Origin of the sequence: Microbacterium sp. LMC-P-041 (genome assembly GCF_030209555.1) — a bacterium.
In the GTDB taxonomy this organism is placed as follows: domain Bacteria; phylum Actinomycetota; class Actinomycetes; order Actinomycetales; family Microbacteriaceae; genus Microbacterium.
This window is the reverse complement of record NZ_JARVRV010000006.1, coordinates 37,174-60,049: the sequence shown is the minus strand read 5'-3', so window position 1 is coordinate 60,049 and position 22,876 is coordinate 37,174. Positions and strand designations below refer to the sequence as shown.

Below are 22,876 nucleotides of genomic sequence, written 5' to 3'. Positions count from 1 at the left end.
CAGAACCAGGAGAACACCATGGGAACCACGGTCTTCGAACGTCGCCGCCCCGCGGATGCCGTGATCGATGCCTCGCTGCGCGACACCGCGTTCAGCGTGTTCTGGCTCGATGATGTCGAGCGCGTCTCGCACCCCGCGCTCACCGACAGCATCACCGCCGACCTCGCCATCGTCGGCGGGGGCTATGCCGGCCTCTGGACCGCCGTGCGCGCGAAGGAGCGCGATCCTCAGCGCAAGGTCGTGCTGCTCGAGGCGTCGCGCATCGCGTGGGCGGCGTCGGGCCGCAACGGAGGGTTCTGCGAGGCGAGCCTCACGCACGGGCACGAGAACGGCCTCACGCGCTGGCCCGACGAGATCGACCGCCTGGAAGAGCTGGGGATCGAGAACCTCGACGGCATCGAAGAGACCGTGAAGCGGTACGGCATGGATGTCGACTTCGAGCGCACCGGCCAGCTGGCCGTCGCCGTCGAGCCGCACCAGGTCGAGTGGCTGCGCGAGGAGGAGGGATTCCTCGACCGCGAGGCCGTGCAGGCCGAGGTGCACTCCGACACATTCCTCGCCGGGGCGTGGGAACGCGAAGGATGCGCACTGGTGCACCCCGCCAAGCTGGGTCTCGAGCTGGCGCGCGTCGCCGTCGAGCTCGGGGTCGAGATCTACGAGCAGTCGCTCGTGCGCGAAGTGATCGGCGACGGATCGAGTGCGATCACGCTCGTCACCCGCGACGGCGGACAGGTGCGAGCGGATGCCGTGGCTCTCGCCACGAACGTCTTCCCCTCGCTGCTCAAGCGCAACCGCCTGATGACCGTTCCCGTCTACGACTACGTGCTCATGACCGAGCCGCTGACCGACGAGCAACTGGCGTCGATCGGGTGGTCGAACCGCCAGGGCCTGGCCGACAGCGCCAACCAGTTCCACTACTACCGCCTCACCGCCGACAATCGCATCCTGTTCGGCGGATACGACGCGGTCTACCATTTCGGCGGCAAGGTGCGACCCGAGTACGAGGATCGCGCCGAGAGCCACCGCAAGCTCGCCTCGCACTTCTTCACGACGTTCCCCCAGCTCGAGGGGCTGCGCTTCACGCATCGGTGGGCGGGGGCGATCGACTCGTCGAGTCGCTTCTGCGCGTTCTTCGGCACCGCCCGCAAGGGACGCGTGACCTACGCGACCGGGTTCACCGGGCTCGGCGTCGGCGCCGCGCGCTTCGCCGCCGACGTCATGCTCGACAAGCTGTCGGGCGAGCCGACCGAGCGCACCGAGCTCGCGATGGTGCGCGAGAAGCCGATCCCGTTCCCGCCCGAGCCCGTCGCCTCGATCGGCGTCAACCTCGTGCGAGCCGCGATGAACCGGGCCGATCACAACGAGGGCAAGCGCAACCTGTTCCTCAAGACGCTGGATGCCGTCGGCATGGGCTTCGACTCGTGAGCGAGCTCGCGCCGGGCGAGCTCGCGCCGGGAACCGGAGTGGATGCCGCGGCGCTGCCGCTGATGCACGAACCGCTGCCTGCGGTGGACGTGCTCATCGGTCGCCCGACGACGGCTGTGCAGGCGTTGGGGACTCTGGGTGAGGTCGAGATCGGCATCTGGGAGATGACGCCCGGCACGGCATCGGACACCGAGGTCGACGAGGTGTTCGTCGTGCTGACCGGTCAGGCGCGGATCGAGTTCGTCGACCCCCCGCTGCCCGCCGTCGAGGTCGGCCCCGGGTCGGTCGTGCGCCTCGCCGCGGGGCAGCGCACCGCGTGGACGGTCACCGAGACGCTGCGGAAGATCTATATCGCCTGACGTGCGGCATCGACGGCGACCGCCTGGATGCCGCGCATGAGTGTGTGCCTTCCGTCGGCGAGCTCGTTCCGATCACCGATTCCTCGGTGGATGTTCGGCGCGGCCGTCGATAGTGTCATGGGCAAAGCACAAAGGGGGGCATCGTGTCTCAGACCGCGAGGCGGGACGCGCCGACGACAGAGTCCGCAGTGCCGGGCATGGAGATCATCGCTCGCGTTCGGCGCCTGGTCGTGGTCGCCCTGGTCGCCGCTCTGGGCTACTCGACGTTCATGACGAGCGGAAAGGGATACTGCCCAGGAGGCGTCGCAGCGGACGGCGGTTTCATCGATGCAGCCGGCAAGGCGACCGAGACCGCGCCGACGTGCGTGTATCTCGCTCTGCAGCCCAGCCCGTTGATCCTCTTCGCATTCGCCGCGATCGTATTGGCGGCGATCACCGCGGTGCTGCGCCGCGCGCAAGACATCCCCTCAGCAATCCGATACCTCGATCGGGCCGCTGCTGCCGTTGCGATCCTCGCCGTCGTCTCGGTCGCGATCAGCCAGATCTGGTTCGCGATGATCCCGATCACCGAGTGGGACGGAACAGGGACGTTCTTCTACCCTTTCCCCTTCGGATCCGTAGAACTCACGACCGAACCGATGTCCTCTGGTCAGGCAATGCTCGTCGAGCTGGCGACGGAGCATGCTCAGGACGCTCACCTATGATCTCTGCATGCGTCGACCTTGGCTGTTCGGTGGTTCTCTGGTGGCGGCCCTGTTGGTGATGACCGGCTGCGGCCTCGTGCCGCCGGCGAGCGGTCCCGATCGCTCCGAAACCGTGCCTGTGCCGGGTGGCACGTGCGAGATCGAATGGTGGCTCAGCCCCGCGGTCGATGATCCGCCCGCCGAGGCCAGCAGCATCGCCGCCAAAGCTCTCGATGATGCGACGGTCAGCGAGTCTCAGTGGTCGGAGTGGTATTCACTCCTCGACGATGATCCTGACCTCGACTCCGTTCCCGAGATCAGGCTCCGAGGGTCCGCCTACTTGGAATCCGTGCGGGAGGACGTGCGGGCCGCTCTGGAAGAAGCGGGCTACCCCGATATCGAGCGAGTCATCGAGGTGTATTCGCACCTGTCCTGCTCGTGATGCGTTCGTGAAAGAGAGCGGCGATGAGTGAGCGCACCCTCACGGCATCCCGGCACCCGCGGATGCTGCAGACAGCGGCGACAGTGGCAGTGGCCGCAGTGACGATCGCGGTGATCGGCGTGGCCGTGGTCGATTCCGCATCCGGTGGCGATGCTCAGCTACTGCTCGGCACCTTGCCGTCACGACACATCATCGGAGCATCCACGATCCTCGCGTTCATCGCGATCAGCTACATGCTCTGCACCGTCTCGGCGCCCTCCCGCTGGCTCGGACCGATCGTGATCGGGCGACTGCTGTCGATCGGCGGAACCGTGGTGGCAGTGTTCTGGGGGTTTCTGACCATGCCGTGGCTCGTCACCCCCTTGCTGGTCGACGGGTGCGAATCGGGATACGTCGTCGAAGAGAGGTCCTTCCTCTTCCTGTCATCGATAGACGTGCTCGAGCAGGATGGGCTGCTCGCCACCCCTGTCCTGCACACGAGCGCGGACGACGGCCATCAGCCATTCACCGCCGGCGACTACGGCACGCGGATCGCCGACGGGCAGATCGCCGGATGGTTCGCCCTCGAGCCCGGATCGGCCGCGAGGCTGACCAGGTTCGAGCTACCGCTGCTGCAGTCGCCGAACTGCCAGTAGCTGTCGCTGCCGACGCCCGTGACTGCGCTCGCGCCCGCCACGTGCCACTATGGGGCCGTGCGGATCGTCGGCAGTGCCTCCCTGACCATCGCCGCGACGCTCATCGGACTTTTCGGGGCTCTCATGCTCGGCTTAGCCGGCCTCAGCTTGGCGGGCCCCGGCCTCAGCTGGGGAGGCCCCGGCGTCACGGTAATCGAGTACGCCGATTCGGACGACACCGAGCGGGCGATCGGTATCGGGATGGGCATCATCGCGCTTCTGGTCTGGCTCGTGCTGCTGCTGTCGGCCGTGCTGGTGGGGCTAGGCGGCGTGCATCCGAAGCGCGAGCGACGTGCCACGGTATGGAGCATCGTGGGGCTCAGCGCGGTCCTCGTGATGGGGGCGCTGATCGCCGTGCTGGCTACGCCGCCTCCCCTGTACCACTAACCCGCTCGACGCCCCTGAAGCCTGCCGACAGCGAACACCGCTGCGCCGATGAGGGCGATACCCAGCGCGGTCACCATCACCGCGGCGTCATTCGGCAGCATGGCGCACCCCACGGACGTGTCCTCATAGGGACAGCTCCTCCACGGCTGGAAGAAGAACAGTACTGCTGTCGCGGCACCCGACAGGGCCACTGAAGCGCCGATGAAGGCCATCGATCTCGATGCGCGTTGAGTCACGGACCTGCTCGCCGCCGACCATGAGGAGACCCGATGACCTCGCACGATGAACTCCCCCGACCCGACCTCGAGTTCGCCTTCGACGTCACCGTCGACCTCGGCCCGCTCGAAGATCACCACGCCACGAGCGTCGGTCATCGCCGTGTCGTGCCGATCCTCGGCGGGCGCATCACGGGCGCCGTCGAGGCCGAGATCCTGGCCGGCGGAGCGGACTGGCAGATCGTGCGACCCGACGGGACGATCGAGATCGACGGCCGCTACTCGGCACGGACCGACGGAGGCGACCTGCTGCTGCTGCACGCGAAGGGACTCCGCACAGGGACTCCCGACGTGCTCGAGCAGCTGCGACGCGGTGAGGACGTCGACCCGGGCGCGTACTACTTCCGCACGACCGTGCAGATCGAGACGGCCGCGCCGGCACTCGCCCACCTGCAGCGAGCCCTGTTCCTCTCGGCCGCTCAGAGGCAGGCGGATGCCGTGCGCTACCGCGCCTACCGGGTGAGCTGAGCCCCGCAGCCGGGCACGGGCCCGGCTCGGGCCCGGCTCGGGCCCGTCGAGGCGTGTCAGACCAGCGCACGCACCGACGCGTACGCATCGGCGACGTCGCGGGTGGGCAGGTCGTACACCCGCACCATTCCGGCATCCCCCTGGTGCTCCGGCCAGCCGGGATCACCCGTGGTGAGGAACGCGACGGCGGCACCGTGCAGCTCGTCGGCGAGTTCCTGCGGCGGATTCGGTCCGGCGAGCGCCTCCATCGAGGGGCCGTTGAGGCAGTCGAAGAAGAACGGCACATCGAGGCAGTGCTCCGCGAAGCCGAAATGCCCTGACGGCCACGAGAACCGGTAGAGCCAGGTGGGCGCGTCGCCCCGGGCGGCTGCGATGCGGGGAACTCCGCTGCGGAACATCCGATCGGTGAGGACGCGACCGGCGAGGCGGGCCTTGCCGAGACGGGCGACGTCGGCGTTCGCGGCGAGATAGTCCGCGCGGATCGTCTTGCGCAGGCCCAGCCGGGTCAAGAGGACGCCCTGCGGCACCCAGCGCAGCGCCCGCGCGGCGCTGCCGGTGAACGCCATGGTGAACTCGTCGTCGGCTGCGCCGATCACGAGCGGCTTGTCGGCACCGACGCCGGCACGCAGAGAGTCAGGGGTCGGACGTACGAGAAGGTCGCCGTCGATCGCGGGACCGAGCGGAAGCCCTTCATCGATCATGCTGGTCATCGACGACGGACCGAGCTGGGTGGCCTTCTTCTGCAGGGCGAGCAGACGCTCCTCCGCGACCGATGAGAATCCGGCCACGGTGGGGTCGACGCTCGCCGCCGCAGCGAGCGCCCGCCCGAATGCCTCGGCTCGCGGCGCCGCGACATCGCCGAGCGCTCCCGAGATCGCATAGACGCCGTGGAACAGGTGCTGCGCCTTCTCCATGCCGAGCAGGGTCAGCACTGCGCCACCGCCCGCGGACTGCCCGGCGATCGTCACCCGCTCGGGGTCTCCGCCGAATGCGGCGATGTTCTGCCGCACCCATTCGAGAGCGAGCAGCCAGTCGCGCACGCCACGGTTCGACGGGGCGTCCTCGATCCAGCCGAATCCGTCGAAGCCGAGCCGGTACGAGATCGACACGGTGACGACGCCGTCGCGGTTGAAGTTCCGGCCGTCGTACCAGGGGCTCGCCGGAGAGCCCGCGAAGTATCCGCCGCCGTGGATCCACACCAGCACGGGAAGACCCGCCGCCGTGGGATCGGGCGTGAAGACATTGACGTTCAGCGTCGAGTCGCCCTCGACACTCGGCTCGGGGATCAGTGTCACCCCGGGATCGCCGCGCTGGGCGGTCGCAGCGAACTCGAGGGCGTCGAGCATGCCGTCCCAGGGCGCCTTCGGCACCGGAGCCTGGAACCGCAGGTCACCGATCGGCGCCTCTGCGAACGGGATGCCGAGGAAGGCCGCCGACCGCGGTGCGCCCCTGTCTCCGGTGGTCGGGCGCCACCGCCCGCGAACCCGCCCCGCGGCGGTCTGCACCTCGACGTACTCGGTCATGACTCTCACACTCTCACGCCGAGACTCTCTCCCGCCGAACGGCAGCCCGGGATGTGTCCCGTCGGCCGATCCTCGGCCCGTATGTTCCCGCCACGGACCGCGCCCGTCGCCTAGTGTCGACGTCATGGTCTACCCCCGCGCCTACTTCTCCGCGATCACGAACGAGGCCGAGTTTCTCGCCGACTACGAGCCCTCGCTCGCACGATGGGCAGACGAGGACGGATCGACCCTGCTGATGCGAGCCCTCCGCAACGCCGATCCCGCCAGCCGGGTCGCGATCGCCACGCGACTGCTCGACGACGGCGCTGATGCCGCCGCAGCGACCGAGAGCCACGTGAACGCTCTGCACGTGTTGCTGAGCGCGACAGCACACGATTTCACCGCCGAAGCGCCTCTGCTCGCCCGCCTGATCGATGAAGGTGCGGATATCAATGCCGACAGCGGCAGTCGGTGGGGCATGCCGCTGCAGACGCTCAGTCGCACGCTCAAGTTCTCCGACGAGACTCTCGCTCCGTTCTACGACGTCCTGTTCGCCCGCCCCGGTCTCGATGTGACCACCCCGAGCAGCGTGGGACGCAGCGTCACCGAGAGCGCACAAGCCGCCATCAGACGCCGCGCCGACCTGCTCGCGCGTTGCCACGCGCACACGAGAACCCACGCACCACGCTGACGCCTGTTGCGGCAGGCGAGCATCCTTGCTGAGAGTGCTCCGCGGGCGGGCTACTCCCCGACGCGGGTCACCACGGCATCGGGCATCCGCTCGGTCATGACGCGCACGGCCTCGGGGTTGTCGTCGACGAGCACCGCGTCGCGCCCGAGAGCCGAGGCGACGGCCCCGGCGGTGCCGCTGCCGGCGAAGAGGTCGAGCACACGGTCGCCCGGACGGCTGGACGCCCGCACGATGCGCCGCAGGATGCCCTCGGGTTTCTGCGTCGGATATCCGGTCTTCTCGCGGCCGGTCGTCGGCACGATCGTGTGCCACCACACGTCGGTGGGCAGCTTGCCTCGGGCGGCCTTCTCTGCCGTGACGAGGCCGGGAGCCATGTACGGCTCGCGATCGATGTCGTCGGAGTTGAACACGTACTCGCGGGGGTTCTTCACGTAGACGAGGATCGTGTCGTGCTTGGTGGGCCAGCGACGACGCGACTTCGCGCCGTAGTCGTAGGCCCAGATGAGCTCGTTGAGGAAGCAGTCGCGACCGAAGACCGCATCGAGCATGACCTTGGCGTAGTGCGCCTCGCGGTAGTCGAGGTGCAGGTACAGCGTGCCGTCGTCGGCGAGCAGCCGCCACGCCTCCTCGAGCCGGGGCATCAGGAACGCACCGTAGTCGTCGAAGCGGTCGTCGTAGGTGCGGAGCATCCCGCGCACCCGCTCATAGGCGTGGCCGTGGAACCCGTGCCGCACCTCGGCCGGCGGCGCCGCCGGTTCAGAACTCAGCACGATCGGCGTGACCGCCGCATCCGACCCGCGGGATTCCGGGAGTCCGACTCCGGACGCACCCGGTTCTTGCTGAGTCGTGAACGTGCGACGGGCGGTGACCACCTGTCGCTCCTGCGTCCGGCCCGTGTTGAACGGCGGGTCGAGGTAGACGAGCGTGAACGACGCCGACGGCAGGGTCGCCGCGACGGCGAGGTTGTCGCCCTGGATGATCGAGACGTCACCGCGGACGACAGGAGCGGGATCCACCGCCCCGGGATCAGACGAGGGGTCAGGCGCGGGGTCGGTCACGGAACCCGCTGCAGCCACGCGTCGGTGGCGAACTTCGACTCCACCAGCGCCTCGGCATCCGCGTACTCGTCGGAGCTGATCGTGCCGTCCTCCGCCGAGGTGAGCGAGCGGAAGGTGTCCTTGAAGCGCTCGATGATCTCGGCCCGCGCGAGGCCGGTCTGGCTGCGCAGCGGATCCACCCGCTTCGCGGCCGACGTCGTCCCCTTGTCGCTGAGCTTCTCGCGACCGATGCGCAGCACCTCGGTCATCATCTGACCGTCGATGTCGTACGACAGGGTCGCGTGGTGCAGCACTCCCCCGTTGGCGAGGCGCTTCTGCGCGGCTCCGCCGATCTTGCCCGACGAGCTGGCGATGTCGTTGAGGGGCTGATAGATCGCGTCGATGCCGAGCGAGCGCAGGGCCTGCAGCACCCAGTCGTCGAGGAAGGCATAGGAGTCGGCGAAGGTCATGCCCTGCACGAGCGACGCCGGCACGTAGAGCGAGTAGGTGATGATCTGCCCCGCCGCCATGAGCATCGCGCCACCGCCCGAGATGCGGCGCACGACGTCGAAGCCGTGGCGGGCAGCACCTTCGGGGTCGACCTCGTTGCGGTACGACTGGAATGAGCCGATGACGACGGCTGACTGGTCCCACTCCCAGATGCGCAGCGTCGGACGACGGCGCCCCTCACCGACCCGAGAGGTGAGCACCTCATCGAGCGCGAGGTTCATGCGCGGCGAGACCGCCTTCTCGTGCACGATCTCCCAGTCGAAGTCGTTCCATCCCGGTGCCGTGACGAGTGCTCGACGCACGGCCGTGCCGACCGCTTCGGGAGTGAACCCGAGCAGCTGTGCACCGTCGGGGAGCGCACCGCGCACCGCGGCGGCGATGGCCGTGGCGTCCGTCTCGACGGGCAGCCCGGTGACCGCCCGGTCGATGTCGTCGAGCGCCGTGTCGGGTTCGAGGAAGAAGTCGCCGGCGAGCCGGAAACGGGCGATCCTGCCGTCTTCGACCTCGAGGTCGACGACGACGAGCTTTCCTCCTGGAACCTTGTATTCACCGTGCACGGTTACAGCTTAAGGCGGGGCCGTCAGGTCGGCGCGGTACGCCGCGGAATCAGCGCCCGTGCACCACCGCGCGCTCGCCGGCGCGAATCGGCGCCGAGAAGCGGTTGCCCGCCGGCGGCAGAGGGCAGACGAACTGGTCGGAGAAGGCGCAGGGCGGCAGGTATGCCCGATTGAAGTCGATGACCGCCGACCCGTCGGGTGCCGGCTCCTCGATCGGCAGGAAGCGGAACCGGTAGGTCTCGGTGCCGTTGGTTCCGTCGGCTAAGACCGCGCTGAGCCCGCCCTGCGGCGCACGCGTCGCGGCCAGCGCCACCGCGACACCGTCGAGCGTGAACCGCAGCCGTCCGGCGAGATCGGTGTCGTGCGAGCGCCCGTCGATCGAGGTCACGGTGATCGTCTCGCCCGGCGTGGGCTCGAACACCGCCGGGATCCGCCATCCCTTCCGAGGCGGATACGCGTCGATCGCGCTGAACCGCTCGCGCTCGGGGCGTCGGGGGTTGAACACCCGCAGCGCGACCTCGCCGCGCCGGTCGAACACACGCAGCTCGCGGCGTCCGAGCCGCAGCGTCTCACGGCCCCTCAGCGTGACGACCGACCCGGCCGTGCCGAGATCGCTGCCGCGGATCCCTCCGTCTCCCGTGAGCGCCCAGAGACCCGGGACTCCCTCCACGGCGGCGGGTTCGGTGATGAGCCAGTTCGTCGACTCGAGCGCGGCCGGGCCGTACTCCGCGCCGGCATAGCGCTCTCGCGCGTCGTGCCATGCACGCCACTCGTCTTCGAATCCCACCCCGCACCTCCCTCTCGCCGCGAATCTATGCGGAGGAGAGGCCGATGTGCCGGGATGACGTCACGCGGATTCACCCGCTGTAACGTCCGTTCACGGGGCGTAACACGCCGACGCGCGAGCCGCCCGGATGATGGCGGGGCTCGCCCGGATCGAGGCGACGGTCAGCGAGCGGGAATGCGGGTGTCGAGCCACGACAGGATGTCTGCGCGCACCTCGTCCTGCTGCAGCTCGTTGAAGATCTCGTGACGAGCGTCGGGATACACCAGCGTCGTGATGTCGGTGAGTCCCGATCGGGTGCGGTACTCGTCGGCGAGCTTGTGCACGCTGCGCGGACCGCCGACCGGATCGTCGCGACCGACGAGCAGCAACAGCGGGATGTCGCGGCCGAGGTCCTTGCGCGGACGGCCGTAGAGCTTGGCCGCCTCGACGGGGCCGAACAGCTTCAGCAGCGGCTGGTTCGTGGTGAGCGGATCCTCGTCGAACGCCGTCCACACCGCCGGATCGCGGCTCAGCCACTCGAGGCCCGTGGCGTCGTCGGCGGCCCAGCGTGCGTTGAGCGGTGCAGCGTTGAGCGATCCGGGCGTACGCAGAGCCGAGCCCGAGAGGATCACCGCATCCCATGCCTCGGGGTGGTCGTTCACGAGCATCTGCGCGAGGAATGATCCCCACGAGTGCCCCAGCAGCACGAGGGGCAGGTCGGGGTGCTCGTCCTTGATGATGCCGGTGAGCTGCCAGATCGCCGCCTCCGCCGCACGCAGACCGCCCTTGCCGAGTCGACCGAGCTTCTCGGGTCCGCCGTGCTGACGGATGCCGGTGCGCCCATGCCCCCGATGATCGTCGGCGTAGACGATGAATCCGGCCTCGGTGAGCGCGGCGATCAGCGCGCCGTACCGACCGGCGTGCTCGCCCACCCCGTGCAGCAGCTGCACGACTCCCCGCGCATCACCGACCGCCGGGTGCACGTCGTAGACGATGGCGATGCCGTCGGCATCCGTGAATTCGCGCGTATCGGTCACGCCCCCACCCTACTGAGAGTGCGCGACATGCGTCAGGCCGACCGCGTCGGACGCGTCAGCTCGACAGCGCGGCGATGACGCCCTGGGCGATCTCGAGATCGGTGACCTCGTATCCTCCGACGCCGTCGGCGGCGGAGCCCATGCGCACGCCGCCGTCTTCGCTCACCGTGCGCTTCGCGGAGAAGTGCAGGGCGTCGACACCGGCGGCGGCGAGGGCGGCGGCGCTGGCGGCATCCACTCCGCTGCCCGCCATGATCTCGATCTCGCCGGCGGCCTCGGCGACGAGCGCCCGGAGCGTGTCGATGCCGTCGATCGCGACCGAGGCGCCGCCCGAGGTCAGCACGCGGCGCAGGCCCAGCGAGCGAGCGGCGACGAGCGTGGCGACGGGGTCGGGGGTCACGTCGATCGCGCGATGCAGGGTGACGGATGCCGCCCCGGCGGCGTCGCGCAGACGCCGCATGGCGGGGATGTCGAGCAGCCCCTCGTCGTCGAGGGCGCCGATCACGACACCGTCGGCTCCCGCCTCGATCGCACGTCGGACATCGTTCTCGGCGATCGCGATCTCGTCGGCGGAGTAGCGGAAGCCGCCCGCCCGAGGCCGGACGAGCACGTGCACCTCGACACCGACGGCATGCGCGGCGTCGATCGACAGGTCGAGGGTCGCCGGCGACGGAGTGAGGCCGCCGAGCGAGAGGGCCTGGGCCAGCTCGACGCGCGCGGCGCCGACGGCTCCGGCGATGCGCACTCCGGCGGGATCCTGGACGGCGATTTCGATCGCGGGGGTTCGGGTCACCCGTCCATTGTGACCCGTGCGGCGGGTGCGTCCTGCCACCGACTTCCGATCCGGGCGAAAATTACTTAGACTGTCTAAGTAATGTCTGCGCCTGATGATTCCCTCCACCTCACCGCGACAGACCTGCGCATGGCGACGTTCCGGCTCGCACGGCGCCTGCGATGCGCTCGCGCCGTCGACGCGATGAGCGACGCGCAGCTCGCGGTGCTCGCGACGCTGCGCATGCACGGCCGCCGCACCATCAGCGCCCTGGCCGAGCGCGAGCGGGTCACCGCGCCGTCGATGACGAACATGATCAACGGGCTCGAAGAGCAGGGATTCGTGCTCCGCACTCCGGATGCCGAAGATCGCCGCCGCGTGCAGGTCGACATCACCGAGGCAGGCACCGAGATCGTGGAGCAGACCATCCGACGAAGAGACGAGCTGCTCGCCGAGATGCTCGGCGAACTGGACTTCACGGAGGACGAATTGGCGACGCTGCGCGCAGCGAGCGCCCTGATGCGAAAGGTGGTCGACCGATGAGCGCGATGTTCCGTTCCTTCTCGAACATCAACTACCGCATCTGGTTCGCCGGCGCCCTCGTCTCGAACATCGGCGGGTGGATGCAGGCGACCGCCCAGGACTGGGTCGTGCTCACCGAGCTCACCGACAACGATGCCGCGGCCATGGGCGTCACGATGGCGCTGCAGTTCGGTCCGCCGCTCGTGCTCGTGAGCCTCACCGGATGGGTCGCCGATCGCTTCGAGCGCCGCCGCATCCTGCTCGCCACCCAGAGCGCGCTGCTGATGCTCGCGATCGCCGTCGGCGTGCTGCTGCTCAACGGCGTGATGACGCTGCCGATGATGTTCTGCTTCGCTGCGGCGTTCGGTGTCGTCAACGCCTTCGACGCCCCCGCGCGGCAGGCGTTCGTCTCCGACATGGTCTCCGCCGGCGACACGTCCAACGCGGTCGCCCTCAACTCGGCATCCTTCAACCTGGCCCGCATGATCGGCCCGGCCGTCGGCGGCCTGCTGATCGTCGCGATCGGCTCGGGCTGGGTGTTCATCGCGAACGCCGTGACGTTCCTGGCGATGCTCGTCGCGCTGCTGATGCTGCGCACCGGCCAGCTCGCACCGCGCCTGAAGAACCGCCGCCCCGGCGGACTCGCCGAGGGCTTCCGCTATGTGTGGGGGCGCAGCGATCTGCGCGTCGTGTTCGTGACGGTGTTCCTGATCGGCGCCTTCGGCATGAACTTCCCCATCTTCGCCTCGACCATGGCGATCGAGTTCGGGGCGGGCGCCGACGGGTACGGAGTGCTGAGCTCGGTGCTCGCGATCGGCTCGCTCGCCGGTGCGCTCCTGGCTGCCCGGCGTGACCGAGCCAGGGTGCGTGTCGTGATCTTGGCTGCCGGGGGATTCGGCGTCGCGGCGTTCGTCTCCGCATCCATGCCCACGTATCTGACGTACGCGATCACGCTGACGTTCACCGGGTTCATGATCGTGACTCTGCTGACGACCGCCAACGGCTACGTGCAGATGACCACGGCGCCTGCCCTGCGCGGCCGCGTGCTCGCGCTGTACATGGCCGTGATCATGGGCTCGACGCCGGTCGGCGCCCCGATCGCCGGGTGGGTGGCCGACACCTTCGGGCCGCGCACGGCGATCATGCTCGGCGGCACCGCCGGTTTCGTCGCGTGCGCGATCGGCGCCATCTGGGTCTTCACCTCCGGACGACTGCACCGCTCCGAGGGCAGCCGATTCCTCATGACGCTCGACGAGACGCGACCGCTGAACATCGTCGACGAGGCCGAGATCCTCGAGAAGAAGGCCGAACCGGTCGAGTTCAGCGACGAGGCAGCCGTCACCACGCCGATCCGCACCTCGAAGAAGGACTGACCGCGTTCTGACCGGGCATCGCGGGCGGAACGCGTGAGACCCGGTTGTCAATGCCCTCCACGCGCAGGCGGGGTGGACGTACCGTCACGTCATGGACCAGAACACAGGACGCACCCCGCACCCCGAGCAGCCCGCAGAAGGCTCCCCCGACGTGATCCCCGAGCACAACACCGCTCCTGACGGCCAGTCGACGGCGGACGCCGGGCGTCAGCCCGACGAGCTCGACGGAAACGCCCAGGGCTCCAATCAGGGCGGCGCGATCCAGGGCGACAGCTCGCACGGCGACTCGCCGCGCGGTGCCATCCAGGGCGACGCCGACGACGAGAACGCGCAGGGCGCTGCCCAGGGCGGCGCCATCCAGGGCGACAGCTCGCACGGCGAATCACCCCGCGGCGCCATCCAGGGCGACGCCAGCCCCGACCGCGACGCGGCCATCGGCGGCGACGAGAACACCGAAGACCAGCTGACGGCCGACAACGAGGTCGAGCAGGACACCCTGCGCACGCTGGACCCGAACGACACCCCGGCCTGAGCGCGCGGGAACGACGAAGGGGGCGGATGCCGCAGCATCCGCCCCCTTCGTGCGCCGTCTGACAGGGCGTTCAGCGAATCGTCCCGGCCCGCACGAGCAACCGCCGCACTCCGATCACGCCTGCCGCCACCGCCAGTTCGCCGACGATGCGCGCGCCGAACGTCGCCGTCAGCACGCCGGGCACCAAGTGCTCGGGGGAGAACACCGGCAAGGCGACGAGGAACAGCACGACGCCGGCGACCGCAGCGGCAAGGAGGATGCGGCGTGCGCTCGCCCTCGTTCCCCGCTGGAGCGGCAGGACCAGATCGAGCGCGATGGCGGCGCAGACCATCGGCACCGCCGCGATCGGACCGATCGGGGAGATCACCGACGTCAGCACCCCTGTGACCGCAGCGGTGAACGTGGCCATGCCCGGCACGCGGGTGACCACACGGGCGAGCAGCGGCATCGCGGTGTGCACGGCGGCGACGAGCGCGTACGCGGGCGGAGACGACACGGCGAGCAACGAGGTGATGGGCACGACCATCACGAACACCAGCGCCTGAACCGCCGCGAATGCCGCGCTGATGAGCAGCGCGCTCGTCGGCACCCGCCTCACGGTTCGGGGTCGGGCCTCATGCATCCCTCCAGCCTAGATCCGTGCAACTGCAGCGCGGATCCGTGACCGACGTCCCTCTGTCGCAGGAAGACCCTGACGCGCCTCCCCGACGATGTTTCGGAATATCGTAGAGACGCACACCATCCGGGGAGGAGACGATGCCAGCTTCTGCCGCGCTCGCGCATGTGGACGTCCCCCGCCTGCCGAGCGATGTCACCTCGCGCCCGAGACTGGTGGCCGCGCTGGAGAACCGCAGTCCGCTGACGGTGCTCCGCGGCGCGTCGGGACTCGGGAAGACGGTCGCGCTCGCGGAATGGGCGCGCGTCACCGCGTCGACGACCGTCTGGGTCACTGTCGATCCGACGAGATCCAGCAGCACCGAACTCGCCCGCGCCGCTCTGCGCGCGCTGTCCCGTGCGGGACTCACCTCGCCGACCGGCGACGACCGTCTGCATCCGTGGAGCGCCGTCGCGCAGTGTCTCAGCGAAACCGCGGAGGAGCTCGTCCTCGTACTCGACGACGCTGCCACCCTGTCGCCGGACAGCATCTTCGACCTGTGTCGGACGGTGGCCGCAGCGCCCCGAGCGCGCGCGATCGCAGCGACGAACCGGCGCAGCGCGTTCGATCGCGACGGGTTGAGCCTGGTGATCGATCGAACGGTGATAGGACCGGACGACCTTCTCTTCGACATCGAGGAGATCTCCCGTGCCCTGCGGGTCGACGAGTCGGACGCGGCGGACGTGCTCCAGGCGACGGGCGGATACCCCGCACTCATCCACGCGGCCTCGAAGCGGTCTGCACTCGGCGACGATCCGGCGGCGGCGATCGAGGCCGCCTCGCCCGCAGTCGAGGAGTACATGCAGTCACGCCTCGAAGCCTCGGGCATCGGCCCCGACGTCCTCGAGGCACTGGTGCGCATCAGTGTCGCGGATGCCGTCGACCTCGCCTCGGCGCGCGCGCTGTCGGGCGTCGACGAGATCGAGAGCCCGCTCGACGACGCGGAGGCGTTCGGTCTCGGAAGCTGGTCGAACGACCGCCTGTTCCTCTTCGCTCCGGTCGTGCGGACGCTGCTGCGCCGCGAACTCGTGAGGTCGCACGCGGACGAGCTCCCGCGCCTCATGAACCTGGCCGTCGAGGGCGCGCTCCAGCGGCGAGCGCCCTTGGAGGCGTTGCAGCTCGCGATGGAGTACGACGATCTTCCGCTCGCATCGCACGTGATCATGTCGGGGTGGAGCCAGCTGCTCGACCACCACGGGCCCGCCGCAGTGCGCCTGCTGCGCAGGCTTCCGGTGTCCCGATTGAAGGACCAGCCACTCATCGCCATGCTGCTCGCCATCTGCTACAACGCCAGCAAGCTGAGGCGTCTGCGCGGCCTGCAGCTGATGCGCGTGGCGATCTCGGCAGCGAACTCCCGCCGCACTGATGTGGCCACGACCGAGCGCGTCTTCATCTGGGCTGCCGAGAGCGCGGCCCTGCGAGTCATCGGGATGTCGGAGCGCGCCGCTCAGGTCGCTGCCCGAGCACTGAGCCTCTACCGCGAGACGCCGGAATCGGTGTGGCAGCCGTACGCCCTGGAGATGCCGCTGCTCTGCACGCATCTCGGCATCTCCCTCTACTACGGCGGGCGCGAGGATGACGCGATCGAGTGCTTCGAGAACGCGGCGGCGATGGCGGCGTCGCGTGACCTGAGCAAGGCCTTCCACAGCATCGCGCTGCTCAGCGGCATCCACGCGCTGAACGGCGATATGCCAGAGGCACGCCACTACGCCGAGCTGATCCGCGAGAGCTCGTGGGAGCAGCAGCAGCGCGACGGCTACCGCGGCACCTTCTATCGCGTCGCGGAGGCGCTGCTCGCGGTCGAGGACGGCGACGTGGCCGCGGCTCGCGAGCATGTGGGCGTGTTCGGACCTCACCGCCCGACCAGCGAGCACTGGGCGACGATGGGGCTCGCTGAGGCCTGGGTCGCTCTGCACGAGGGCAGAGCCGCAGCCGGACTCGAGCAGCTGGAGTCTCTGCGACGGCTGCGACGGCGCGAGACAGGGAGCACCCACGCACGGCACGTGCTCAGCCGCGCCCGGACCCTGCTGCATCTCGCCGTCGGCGACGTGGCCGCGGCTCGAGCGACGCTGCGGCACGATGCGAGGCCCGACGAGTTCGGCACGACCATCGAACGCGCACGCCTCGCGGTGGTCGAGGGCGACGCCTCCGAGGCGGCTCGGCTGCTGGCTCCGAAGCGGGAGATCCCGCAGACCTCGCGTCAGCGCGCCGAGGCGGCCGCGATCCAGGTCGTCGCCCTGCGCCGCACGGCGGGCGCGACCGCGGCCGCGAAGGCTGCGGTCGCCCTGGGAATCCAACTGGATGATCGTGAGCTGACGACGCCGGCCACCCTGTTCGCCCCCGACGACGTCGAGCTGCTGCAGGACGCTCTGGCGACCCACGCCCCCGGGCGGCCGGTGACCGCGGTGCTTCCCGCGACATCCGATCGCCCGCGTCTCTCGGCCCGCGAGCTCGTCGTGCTGCGCGCACTCACCTCGGGTGCGTCGCTGCCGTCGATCGCGGCCGACCTGAGCGTGTCGCAGAACACCCTCAAGACGCAGCTGCGGAGCATCTACCGCAAGCTCGATGCCCGCAACCGCGCCGACGCGATCGAGCAGGCCGCGAAGCACGACCTCCTCACCGACCGCTGAGTCTCGACGGCAGCAGAGTCGACGCAGGACAGCAGAGTCGGATCACGACACCGAACGGCCCTCGGCACCTGAGGGGGGCAGGTGCCGAGGGCCGCTCTTCGTGCGGGTCGCTCAGTCGATCGATGCGCGGCGGCGCAGGATCAGGAGCGCTGCTCCCCCCAGGAGCAGGGTCAGCGCGAGCACCAGCACCCAGGGTGCGAGCTGACCGCCCGTGATCGCCAGAGGCGACTGGACCGGATGAACGGTCGCGCTCTCGACGACCGGGAGAGGCGCATCCCCCGGGCTCGTCGCCAGCGCCGTGGCCACGTTCTCCAGCGTGGCCCCCGCGGCATCCGCATCCACGGTCACCGAGTACGTGACCGTCACCGTCTCCCCCTCGGCGAGGGCGCCGACCCAGTGCAGCCCGCTGTCCGTGACCACGGGTGCGGCGACCTCGTGATCGCCGACGGTCGCGGTGACGACACCGGTCAGTGCCGCGTGGTCCAGCACCTTGGAGAGATCGTCGCTGACGACGACCTCGTCGAGGTCGGTCTCCCCGGTGTTGACGCCGGTGAGCGTGTAGGTGACCACGCTGCCCACGGCCACTGCCGTCCCGGAGCCCACGTTCGCGGTCTTCGCGAACGTGAAGCCCGGAGCGCCGACACTGTGCTCCGTCGATGCCGGAGGAGGCGTGAGCTCGGCGCCGCCGGGGGCGGTGGCGGTGCCGTCGGCGACGTTCGAGATCGTCGCACCGCCCGCGTCGGCATCCACCGTCACGGAGTACGTGATCGCGACCCGCTCGCCGACCGCGAGAGCACCCTGCCACGAGAGCTCATCGCCCTGCACGATCGGCGCTGCGACGGGCGTGCCGTCGACAGCGGCCGACACATCGCCGTTGTATTCGGCGTGGGCGAGGACGTTCGAGAGGTCGTCACCGATGGCGACCGGGTCGAGCGCGGTCTCACCCGTGTTGATGCCCGTCACGGTGTAGGTGATGATGCTTCCCGGGTCGACCCGCGTCCCCGAGGCCGGGTCGGCGGTCTTCACGAGCTCGAATCCGGGCTCGTTGATCGGGTTCACCGTGACCGCCGGGGGCGTCTCGATCGGAGGCACCCCTCCGGGAGGAGTCGCGCCGCCCGTCACCGAGTTCTCGAGCGTCTCGCCACCGGCATCCGCGTTCACGGACACCGAGTAGCTGATCGTGACGGTCTCTCCGATTCCGAGTGCGCCCGTCCACGAGAGCGTCTCGCCCACGAGTTGCGGAGCAGAAGCCGGTGAACCGTCCACCAGGGCGATCGCGTCGTCGTTGAACCCGGCGTCGTCGAGCACGCCCGACAGGTCATCGCGGATGTCGACGGGGTCGAGCACGGTCTCGCCGGTGTTCACGCCGGTCACCGTGTAGGTGACGACGGCACCGGGGTCGATGGCCGTGCCCGAAGCGGGAGCGGCGCTCTTCGACACCGAGAAGCCGGGCTCGTTGACCGGGTTCGTCGTCGTGGCCGGGGGCGGCGTGATCTCTTCACCGCCCGGAGGCGTCGCGATGGCGGTCGCCGAGTTCTCGATCAGTTCGCCGGCGGCATCCGGTCCTACCGTCACCGAATAGGTGATGGTGACCGTCTGTCCGACGGCGAGCGCACCCGTCCACGAGAGCTCGCCGTCGACGACCGCGACAGGCGTCTCCACGCCGCCGATGATCGTCGCGACGGGATCGGCGTCGAGCGAGGCGTGATCCAGGACGCTCGAGAGGTCGTCGACGATCTCGACGCTGTCGAGCGCCGTCTCGCCGCTGTTCACTCCGGTCAGCACATAGGTGATCACGTCACCCGGATCCACAGCGGTTCCGGATGCCGGATCGGCCGTCTTCGAGAACGCGAAGCCGGGCTCGTTGACCCGGTGCTCGGTGACCGCGGTCGGCGGCACGATGGGCGCGCCCGGTGTCGTCGGGCTCGCCGGGTCACTCGGATCGGACGGAACCAGCGGCGTCGCCTCTCCCGTCACCGTGTTGGTGATGGTCTCGCCACCGGCGTCGCCGTCGACGGTCACCGAGTAGGTGATCACGACGTCCTCACCCGGCTCGAGCGAACCGGTCCAGGCGAGGGCGCTGTCGGTCACCGTGGCGGTGCCGCGCGTGGCATCCACATCGTCGTTGTACGAGGCGTTCGCCAGCACACCGGCGAGGTCGTCCGAGATCGCGGCCGGGTCGAGCACGGTGTCGCCCGTGTTCGTGCCGGTCACGGTGTACTCGATCACGCTGCCCGGGTCTACAGCGGTGCCGGTGACCGGGTCGGCGGTCTTGCTGACCTCGAATCCGGGGTTCACGACCGGGTGCTGGGTCGACGCGGGCGGCGGCGACACCGGAGCGCCCGGAGTGCTGGGGCTGTCCGGATCGGTCGGGTCCGAGGGGATCAGCGGTGTCGCCGTTCCCTCCGCGGTGTTGCGCAGCAGCACACCGGTCGCTTCGCCGTCGACGGTCACGGTGTAGGTGATCACGACGTCGTCGCCGGAACCGAGTGCGCCCGTCCAGCTGAGCTGGGATCCGGTCACATCGACCGTGCCTGTGGTCGCCGAGACGTCGCCGTTGTAGACGGCGTTCGCGAGAACGGCCGACAGGTCGTCGGTGATCGCCGCGGGGTCGAGCACGGTGGTGCCCGTGTTCGTTCCCGTGACCGTGTACTCGATGGTGTCGCCAGGATTCACGGCCGTGCCGGAGGCCGGATCAGAGGTCTTGGTGACCTCGAAGCCGGTGTCGACGACGGGATGCGTGGTCTCGACCTGCGGCGGAGTGATCGGCGTGCCGGGAGTCGTCGGGCTCTCGGGGTCGCTCGGGTCGACGGGGATCTGCGGTGTCGCCTCGCCGGTCGCGATGTTGCGGAGCAGGGCGCTCTCGACGCCCGCGTCGACGGTGACCGTGTAGCGGATCGTGACGGACTCCCCCTGCGGGATGGAGCCCGTCCAGGTCAGCGTGCCGTCGGTCACATCCGCGCTGCCGCGGTCGGCCGTGACGTCGTCGTTGTATGCGGCGTCATCGAGCACCGCAGTGAGGTCGTCGGAGATGGTCACCGGCGAGAGGTCGGTGTCGCCGGTGTTGGTTCCGGTGACCGTGTACTCGATCGTGTCTCCGGCCGAGACAGAGGTGCCGGATGCCGGGTCGGCGGTCTTGCTGATCGTGAAGCCCGACCCGAGCACGGGATGCTGGGTGACCGAGGTCGGAGGAACGATCGGCTCGCCGGGGATCTGCGGACCCGTCGGGTCGGCAGGGTTCGGCGTCGTCGGGGTGGCTGTGCCCGAGGCGACGTTGCTGAGCACCTCGCCGGAGGCGTCTTCAGCGACGGTCACCGAGTAGGTGATCGTCACGATCTGACCGGCCTGCAGCGTGCCGCTCCAGGCGAGGTCGGTGCCGGTGAGGGTGGCTCCCCCGGTGAGAACCGGGATGCCGTCGATCGCGGTCGCGATGTCGGCGTTGTACTCGGCGTGCGCGAGCACGTCGGTGAGGTCGTCGGCGATGGAGGCCGGGGCGAGAGCGGTGGCACCGGTGTTGGTGCCGGTGACGGTGTACTCGATGATCTGGCCGGGCTGCACGACGGTGCCTGAGGTGGGATCAGCCGTCTTGGTGAGGGTGAAGCCCGCGACCGGGTGCTCGGTCGTGACGACCGGAGGAACGATCGGGTCGCCTCCCGGAGGCGTGCCCGAAGCCGTGACGCTGTTGGCGATGGTCTCACCCTCGACGTCCTCGTCGACGATCACCGAATAGGTGAACGTCATGATCTGCCCCGGCTCGAGGGCTCCCGTCCACGTGAGCATGTCGCCGGTGATGGCGGCACCGCTCTCGACGAGATCGATGCCGTCGACGGTCGTCGCGAGGTCGTCCTGGTACTCGGCGAGCGAGAAGACCCCGCTCAGGTCGTCGGCGATCTCGACATCGTTCAGCACGGTGTTCCCGGTGTTCTCGACCGCGACCTGGTAGGTGATCCGCTGCCCCGCCGCGACGGCGGTGCCGTCTGCCGGGTCGGAGGTCTTGCGCAGGTCGAGCCCGGGCGCGAGGAGCACGTTGGAGTAGACGCAGGTGACGTCGGTGCCGAGAGGACCAGCCGGCTGGGTGACCTGTCCCGAGTCGCTCACGGCGACGGGTGTGGTCGAGCCGTCTCCGTTGATCTGCTCGCAGACCAGAGAGGAGTCGTAGCCTGTCGGGTCGGCCGAGCCCGCGGCCGCCTCTGCGAGGTCGAACGTGTCGCCCTGATTCGTGAACACCGGACCGGCGTAGTCACGCTGGACGCCCGGCTCATCACCGGTCGTCGTGGCCGAGGTCTGCGCGACGCTGTATCCGTCGGGCGACTGGATGCTGAGCGCGAACTGGTCGGTCGGCGCGTGGCGCCCATCCGGCAGGTCCTTCTTGAGCGTGAGGGTGTTGGGGAAGGTGCAGCTCGACATGTCGGTCGGCGAGAAGCTGCCGAGGAGTGTCGTGTTGACCGTCTCGCCTCGCGGAAGGTCGACCTCGATGATGCGGTTGCCACCGCTCGAGACCGAGACGAAGATGTGGCCGAGGTTGCCGAAGGCGATGCCGTTGCCCTGCACACCGTCGCCGAGGTCATGCACCTGCTTGGCGTCGATGGTGGCGGTGCTCGACACGAGTTCAGTGGGCAGATCGGCGGCGTAGATGTCCTGATCTGCGACGAGCACGAGCTGGCCGGAGGCGCTGAAAGCCATGTCGCCGTTCGCACCGAAGGCGCTGCTGCCTGCGGTGGGACGCAGCGTGCCGACCTGCACGTAGGTCTGCGGGGTGACGCCCTCGTTCCAGGCGTAGATGTTGATCGCGTTGCCGGCTGTGCCGCTCGCGAAGTAGTAGACCCCGGTCACCGGGTTCACTGCCCCACGCAGCACGGCGGAGCTGAGCGTGAACGGGGTGCGCGTGGTCTGATCGGTGACCCGGTCGTGCTTCGCCAGCACCTTGTTCGACGACGTGTTCGTCACCGTGTAGGCGTAGCGACCACCGGCAGAGATGCCGAGACCGTTGTCGGAGTGGCCGGTGCCGAAGCTGATCGTGCCGAGGGCGCCGCCGTCACCGGGCGCGCCGCCCTGCTCGTTCACCGCGAACTCGCGGATCTCCGTCGTGCTCTGCACGAAGACCGCCCCGGGCGTGCAGAGGAACGGGTCGGCGGCCGCTGCGGGGGCGGCCGTGACCGTGCCGCCGATGAAGACCATCGACGACGCGACGACCGCTGTGGTGACGAGCCCGCTGACGAGCTTGCGCGCCGTCCTCCCCCAGCGTGGCGTCGCCTGCTGTGTCTCGGTCGGTTGATGGCGCTTTCGCGCACCACGAATAATCACGACTGCTCTCCCCTTGTCGCATCCGGTGCGCACTCGCGCACACGGGGCCCGCCACCCCCTTCGGCGGCATCCCGGAGCGCTGTCGATCGACCTCGCGCTCGAACCGGGCCTCCGAAAGACTGCCGTGCCGGCAGATTCACCCCCGCCCGAATGAGCCGAATTCACCCCTCGTTTTCACCCCTCGCTCGGAACGGTGGGGCGTCATGGTGCACGGCACGAGTGACCAAACTGTTAGGGTTGCCTAACCAACATCGATATGGTCGGTGTCGTTCCCC

21 protein-coding genes are annotated in these 22,876 nt (G+C 69.3%); 12 read left to right on the top strand and 9 right to left on the bottom strand.

Going from position 1 to position 22,876, the window contains the following annotated elements; genetic code table 11:
- The first annotated feature begins 18 nt into the window (after window positions 1-18).
- Window positions 19-1,425, top strand: coding sequence for an NAD(P)/FAD-dependent oxidoreductase (locus QRN21_RS13100; RefSeq protein ID WP_285364380.1), 1,407 nt, complete (start codon window positions 19-21; stop codon window positions 1,423-1,425).
- Entirely contained in the window at window positions 1,422-1,784 is a 363-nt protein-coding gene (locus QRN21_RS13095) for a cupin domain-containing protein (RefSeq protein WP_233277244.1), read from the top strand. Before QRN21_RS13100 ends, QRN21_RS13095 begins: the two co-directional genes overlap by 4 nt.
- On the opposite strand, the gene QRN21_RS13090 is transcribed toward QRN21_RS13095, so the two are convergent.
- Window positions 1,772-1,903 (bottom strand): hypothetical protein, encoded by a 132-nt coding sequence (locus QRN21_RS13090; protein WP_268778170.1) that lies wholly within the window; start codon window positions 1,901-1,903, stop codon window positions 1,772-1,774. The genes QRN21_RS13095 and QRN21_RS13090 overlap by 13 nt on opposite strands.
- Before the next feature lie 24 nt (window positions 1,904-1,927).
- On the opposite strand from QRN21_RS13090, the gene QRN21_RS13085 reads away from it, so the two are divergent.
- The 5 genes from QRN21_RS13085 (at window position 1,928) to QRN21_RS13065 (ending at window position 4,713) form a co-directional block, all read left to right on the top strand.
- Window positions 1,928-2,488 carry a hypothetical protein gene (locus QRN21_RS13085; protein ID WP_285364375.1) on the top strand — a complete coding sequence of 187 codons (561 nt, stop codon included), beginning with the start codon at window positions 1,928-1,930 and terminating at the stop codon, window positions 2,486-2,488.
- Window positions 2,489-2,495: 7 nt separating this feature from the next.
- Complete coding sequence (locus QRN21_RS13080) at window positions 2,496-2,909, top strand: hypothetical protein (protein WP_285364374.1); 414 nt, start codon at window positions 2,496-2,498, stop codon at window positions 2,907-2,909.
- Between the two features lie 23 nt (window positions 2,910-2,932).
- The gene (locus QRN21_RS13075) at window positions 2,933-3,544 is read left to right on the top strand and encodes a hypothetical protein (RefSeq protein WP_285364372.1); all 612 of its coding nucleotides are present in this window, start codon (window positions 2,933-2,935) and stop codon (window positions 3,542-3,544) included.
- 57 nt (window positions 3,545-3,601) lie between these two features.
- The gene (locus QRN21_RS13070; protein WP_285364370.1) at window positions 3,602-3,970 is read left to right on the top strand and encodes a hypothetical protein; all 369 of its coding nucleotides are present in this window, start codon (window positions 3,602-3,604) and stop codon (window positions 3,968-3,970) included.
- Window positions 3,971-4,239: 269 nt separating this feature from the next.
- The gene (locus QRN21_RS13065) at window positions 4,240-4,713 is read left to right on the top strand and encodes a DUF3237 domain-containing protein (protein WP_285364369.1); all 474 of its coding nucleotides are present in this window, start codon (window positions 4,240-4,242) and stop codon (window positions 4,711-4,713) included.
- Window positions 4,714-4,769: 56 nt separating this feature from the next.
- Here the strand turns inward: QRN21_RS13065 and QRN21_RS13060 are convergent, their stop codons facing one another.
- On the bottom strand, window positions 4,770-6,236 hold the full coding sequence (locus QRN21_RS13060; RefSeq protein ID WP_285364368.1) for a carboxylesterase/lipase family protein: 1,467 nt from the start codon (window positions 6,234-6,236) through the stop codon (window positions 4,770-4,772).
- Window positions 6,237-6,360: 124 nt separating this feature from the next.
- Between QRN21_RS13060 and QRN21_RS13055 the strand changes: the two genes are divergently transcribed.
- Window positions 6,361-6,906, top strand: a complete 546-nt coding sequence (locus QRN21_RS13055) for a hypothetical protein (RefSeq protein WP_285364366.1) — start codon at window positions 6,361-6,363, stop codon at window positions 6,904-6,906.
- A 50-nt stretch (window positions 6,907-6,956) separates the two neighbouring features.
- On the opposite strand, the gene QRN21_RS13050 is transcribed toward QRN21_RS13055, so the two are convergent.
- From QRN21_RS13050 to QRN21_RS13030, 5 genes are all read right to left on the bottom strand, one after another.
- Window positions 6,957-7,964 (bottom strand): DNA-methyltransferase, encoded by a 1,008-nt coding sequence (locus QRN21_RS13050; protein ID WP_502883103.1) that lies wholly within the window; start codon window positions 7,962-7,964, stop codon window positions 6,957-6,959.
- A complete protein-coding gene (lplAB, locus tag QRN21_RS13045) occupies window positions 7,961-9,010 on the bottom strand; it encodes a lipoate-protein ligase LplAB (RefSeq protein WP_285364363.1) in 1,050 nt (349 codons plus the stop codon). The genes QRN21_RS13050 and lplAB overlap by 4 nt, the downstream gene beginning before the upstream one ends.
- A gap of 49 nt (window positions 9,011-9,059) precedes the next feature.
- A complete protein-coding gene (locus tag QRN21_RS13040; protein WP_285364361.1) occupies window positions 9,060-9,797 on the bottom strand; it encodes a DUF1684 domain-containing protein in 738 nt (245 codons plus the stop codon).
- Window positions 9,798-9,958: 161 nt separating this feature from the next.
- A complete protein-coding gene (locus QRN21_RS13035; protein WP_053097778.1) occupies window positions 9,959-10,813 on the bottom strand; it encodes an alpha/beta fold hydrolase in 855 nt (284 codons plus the stop codon).
- A 55-nt stretch (window positions 10,814-10,868) separates the two neighbouring features.
- Window positions 10,869-11,606 (bottom strand): copper homeostasis protein CutC, encoded by a 738-nt coding sequence (locus QRN21_RS13030; RefSeq protein ID WP_285364359.1) that lies wholly within the window; start codon window positions 11,604-11,606, stop codon window positions 10,869-10,871.
- Between the two features lie 81 nt (window positions 11,607-11,687).
- Here QRN21_RS13030 and QRN21_RS13025 point away from each other — a divergent pair, with 81 nt between their 5' ends.
- The 3 genes from QRN21_RS13025 (at window position 11,688) to QRN21_RS13015 (ending at window position 14,012) form a co-directional block, all read left to right on the top strand.
- On the top strand, window positions 11,688-12,128 hold the full coding sequence (locus tag QRN21_RS13025) for a MarR family transcriptional regulator (RefSeq protein WP_053097780.1): 441 nt from the start codon (window positions 11,688-11,690) through the stop codon (window positions 12,126-12,128).
- A gap of 5 nt (window positions 12,129-12,133) precedes the next feature.
- A complete protein-coding gene (locus tag QRN21_RS13020) occupies window positions 12,134-13,480 on the top strand; it encodes an MFS transporter (protein WP_082298048.1) in 1,347 nt (448 codons plus the stop codon).
- 91 nt (window positions 13,481-13,571) lie between these two features.
- A complete protein-coding gene (locus QRN21_RS13015) occupies window positions 13,572-14,012 on the top strand; it encodes a hypothetical protein (RefSeq protein ID WP_082297898.1) in 441 nt (146 codons plus the stop codon).
- Window positions 14,013-14,082: 70 nt separating this feature from the next.
- Here QRN21_RS13015 and QRN21_RS13010 read toward each other — a convergent pair whose 3' ends face one another.
- Window positions 14,083-14,634: a hypothetical protein gene (locus tag QRN21_RS13010; RefSeq protein ID WP_285364357.1), complete on the bottom strand. Its 552-nt coding sequence runs from the start codon at window positions 14,632-14,634 to the stop codon at window positions 14,083-14,085.
- A 134-nt stretch (window positions 14,635-14,768) separates the two neighbouring features.
- Here QRN21_RS13010 and QRN21_RS13005 point away from each other — a divergent pair, with 134 nt between their 5' ends.
- A complete protein-coding gene (locus tag QRN21_RS13005; RefSeq protein WP_285364355.1) occupies window positions 14,769-17,297 on the top strand; it encodes a LuxR C-terminal-related transcriptional regulator in 2,529 nt (842 codons plus the stop codon).
- A 111-nt stretch (window positions 17,298-17,408) separates the two neighbouring features.
- Here QRN21_RS13005 and QRN21_RS13000 read toward each other — a convergent pair whose 3' ends face one another.
- Entirely contained in the window at window positions 17,409-22,601 is a 5,193-nt protein-coding gene (locus QRN21_RS13000) for a beta strand repeat-containing protein (protein ID WP_285364353.1), read from the bottom strand.
- Window positions 22,602-22,876 lie beyond the last annotated feature (275 nt).

Coding starts and splice junctions, on each gene's coding strand:
- QRN21_RS13100 (WP_285364380.1), top strand. CDS start 19: ATGGGAACCACGGTCTTCGAACGTCGCCGCCCCGCGGATGCCGTGATC.
- QRN21_RS13090 (WP_268778170.1), bottom strand. CDS start 1,903: ATGACACTATCGACGGCCGCGCCGAACATCCACCGAGGAATCGGTGAT.
- QRN21_RS13080 (WP_285364374.1), top strand. CDS start 2,496: ATGCGTCGACCTTGGCTGTTCGGTGGTTCTCTGGTGGCGGCCCTGTTG.
- QRN21_RS13075 (WP_285364372.1), top strand. CDS start 2,933: ATGAGTGAGCGCACCCTCACGGCATCCCGGCACCCGCGGATGCTGCAG.
- QRN21_RS13065 (WP_285364369.1), top strand. CDS start 4,240: ATGACCTCGCACGATGAACTCCCCCGACCCGACCTCGAGTTCGCCTTC.
- QRN21_RS13060 (WP_285364368.1), bottom strand. CDS start 6,236: ATGACCGAGTACGTCGAGGTGCAGACCGCCGCGGGGCGGGTTCGCGGG.
- QRN21_RS13055 (WP_285364366.1), top strand. CDS start 6,361: ATGGTCTACCCCCGCGCCTACTTCTCCGCGATCACGAACGAGGCCGAG.
- QRN21_RS13025 (WP_053097780.1), top strand. CDS start 11,688: ATGTCTGCGCCTGATGATTCCCTCCACCTCACCGCGACAGACCTGCGC.
- QRN21_RS13020 (WP_082298048.1), top strand. CDS start 12,134: ATGTTCCGTTCCTTCTCGAACATCAACTACCGCATCTGGTTCGCCGGC.
- QRN21_RS13015 (WP_082297898.1), top strand. CDS start 13,572: ATGGACCAGAACACAGGACGCACCCCGCACCCCGAGCAGCCCGCAGAA.
- QRN21_RS13010 (WP_285364357.1), bottom strand. CDS start 14,634: ATGCATGAGGCCCGACCCCGAACCGTGAGGCGGGTGCCGACGAGCGCG.
- QRN21_RS13005 (WP_285364355.1), top strand. CDS start 14,769: ATGCCAGCTTCTGCCGCGCTCGCGCATGTGGACGTCCCCCGCCTGCCG.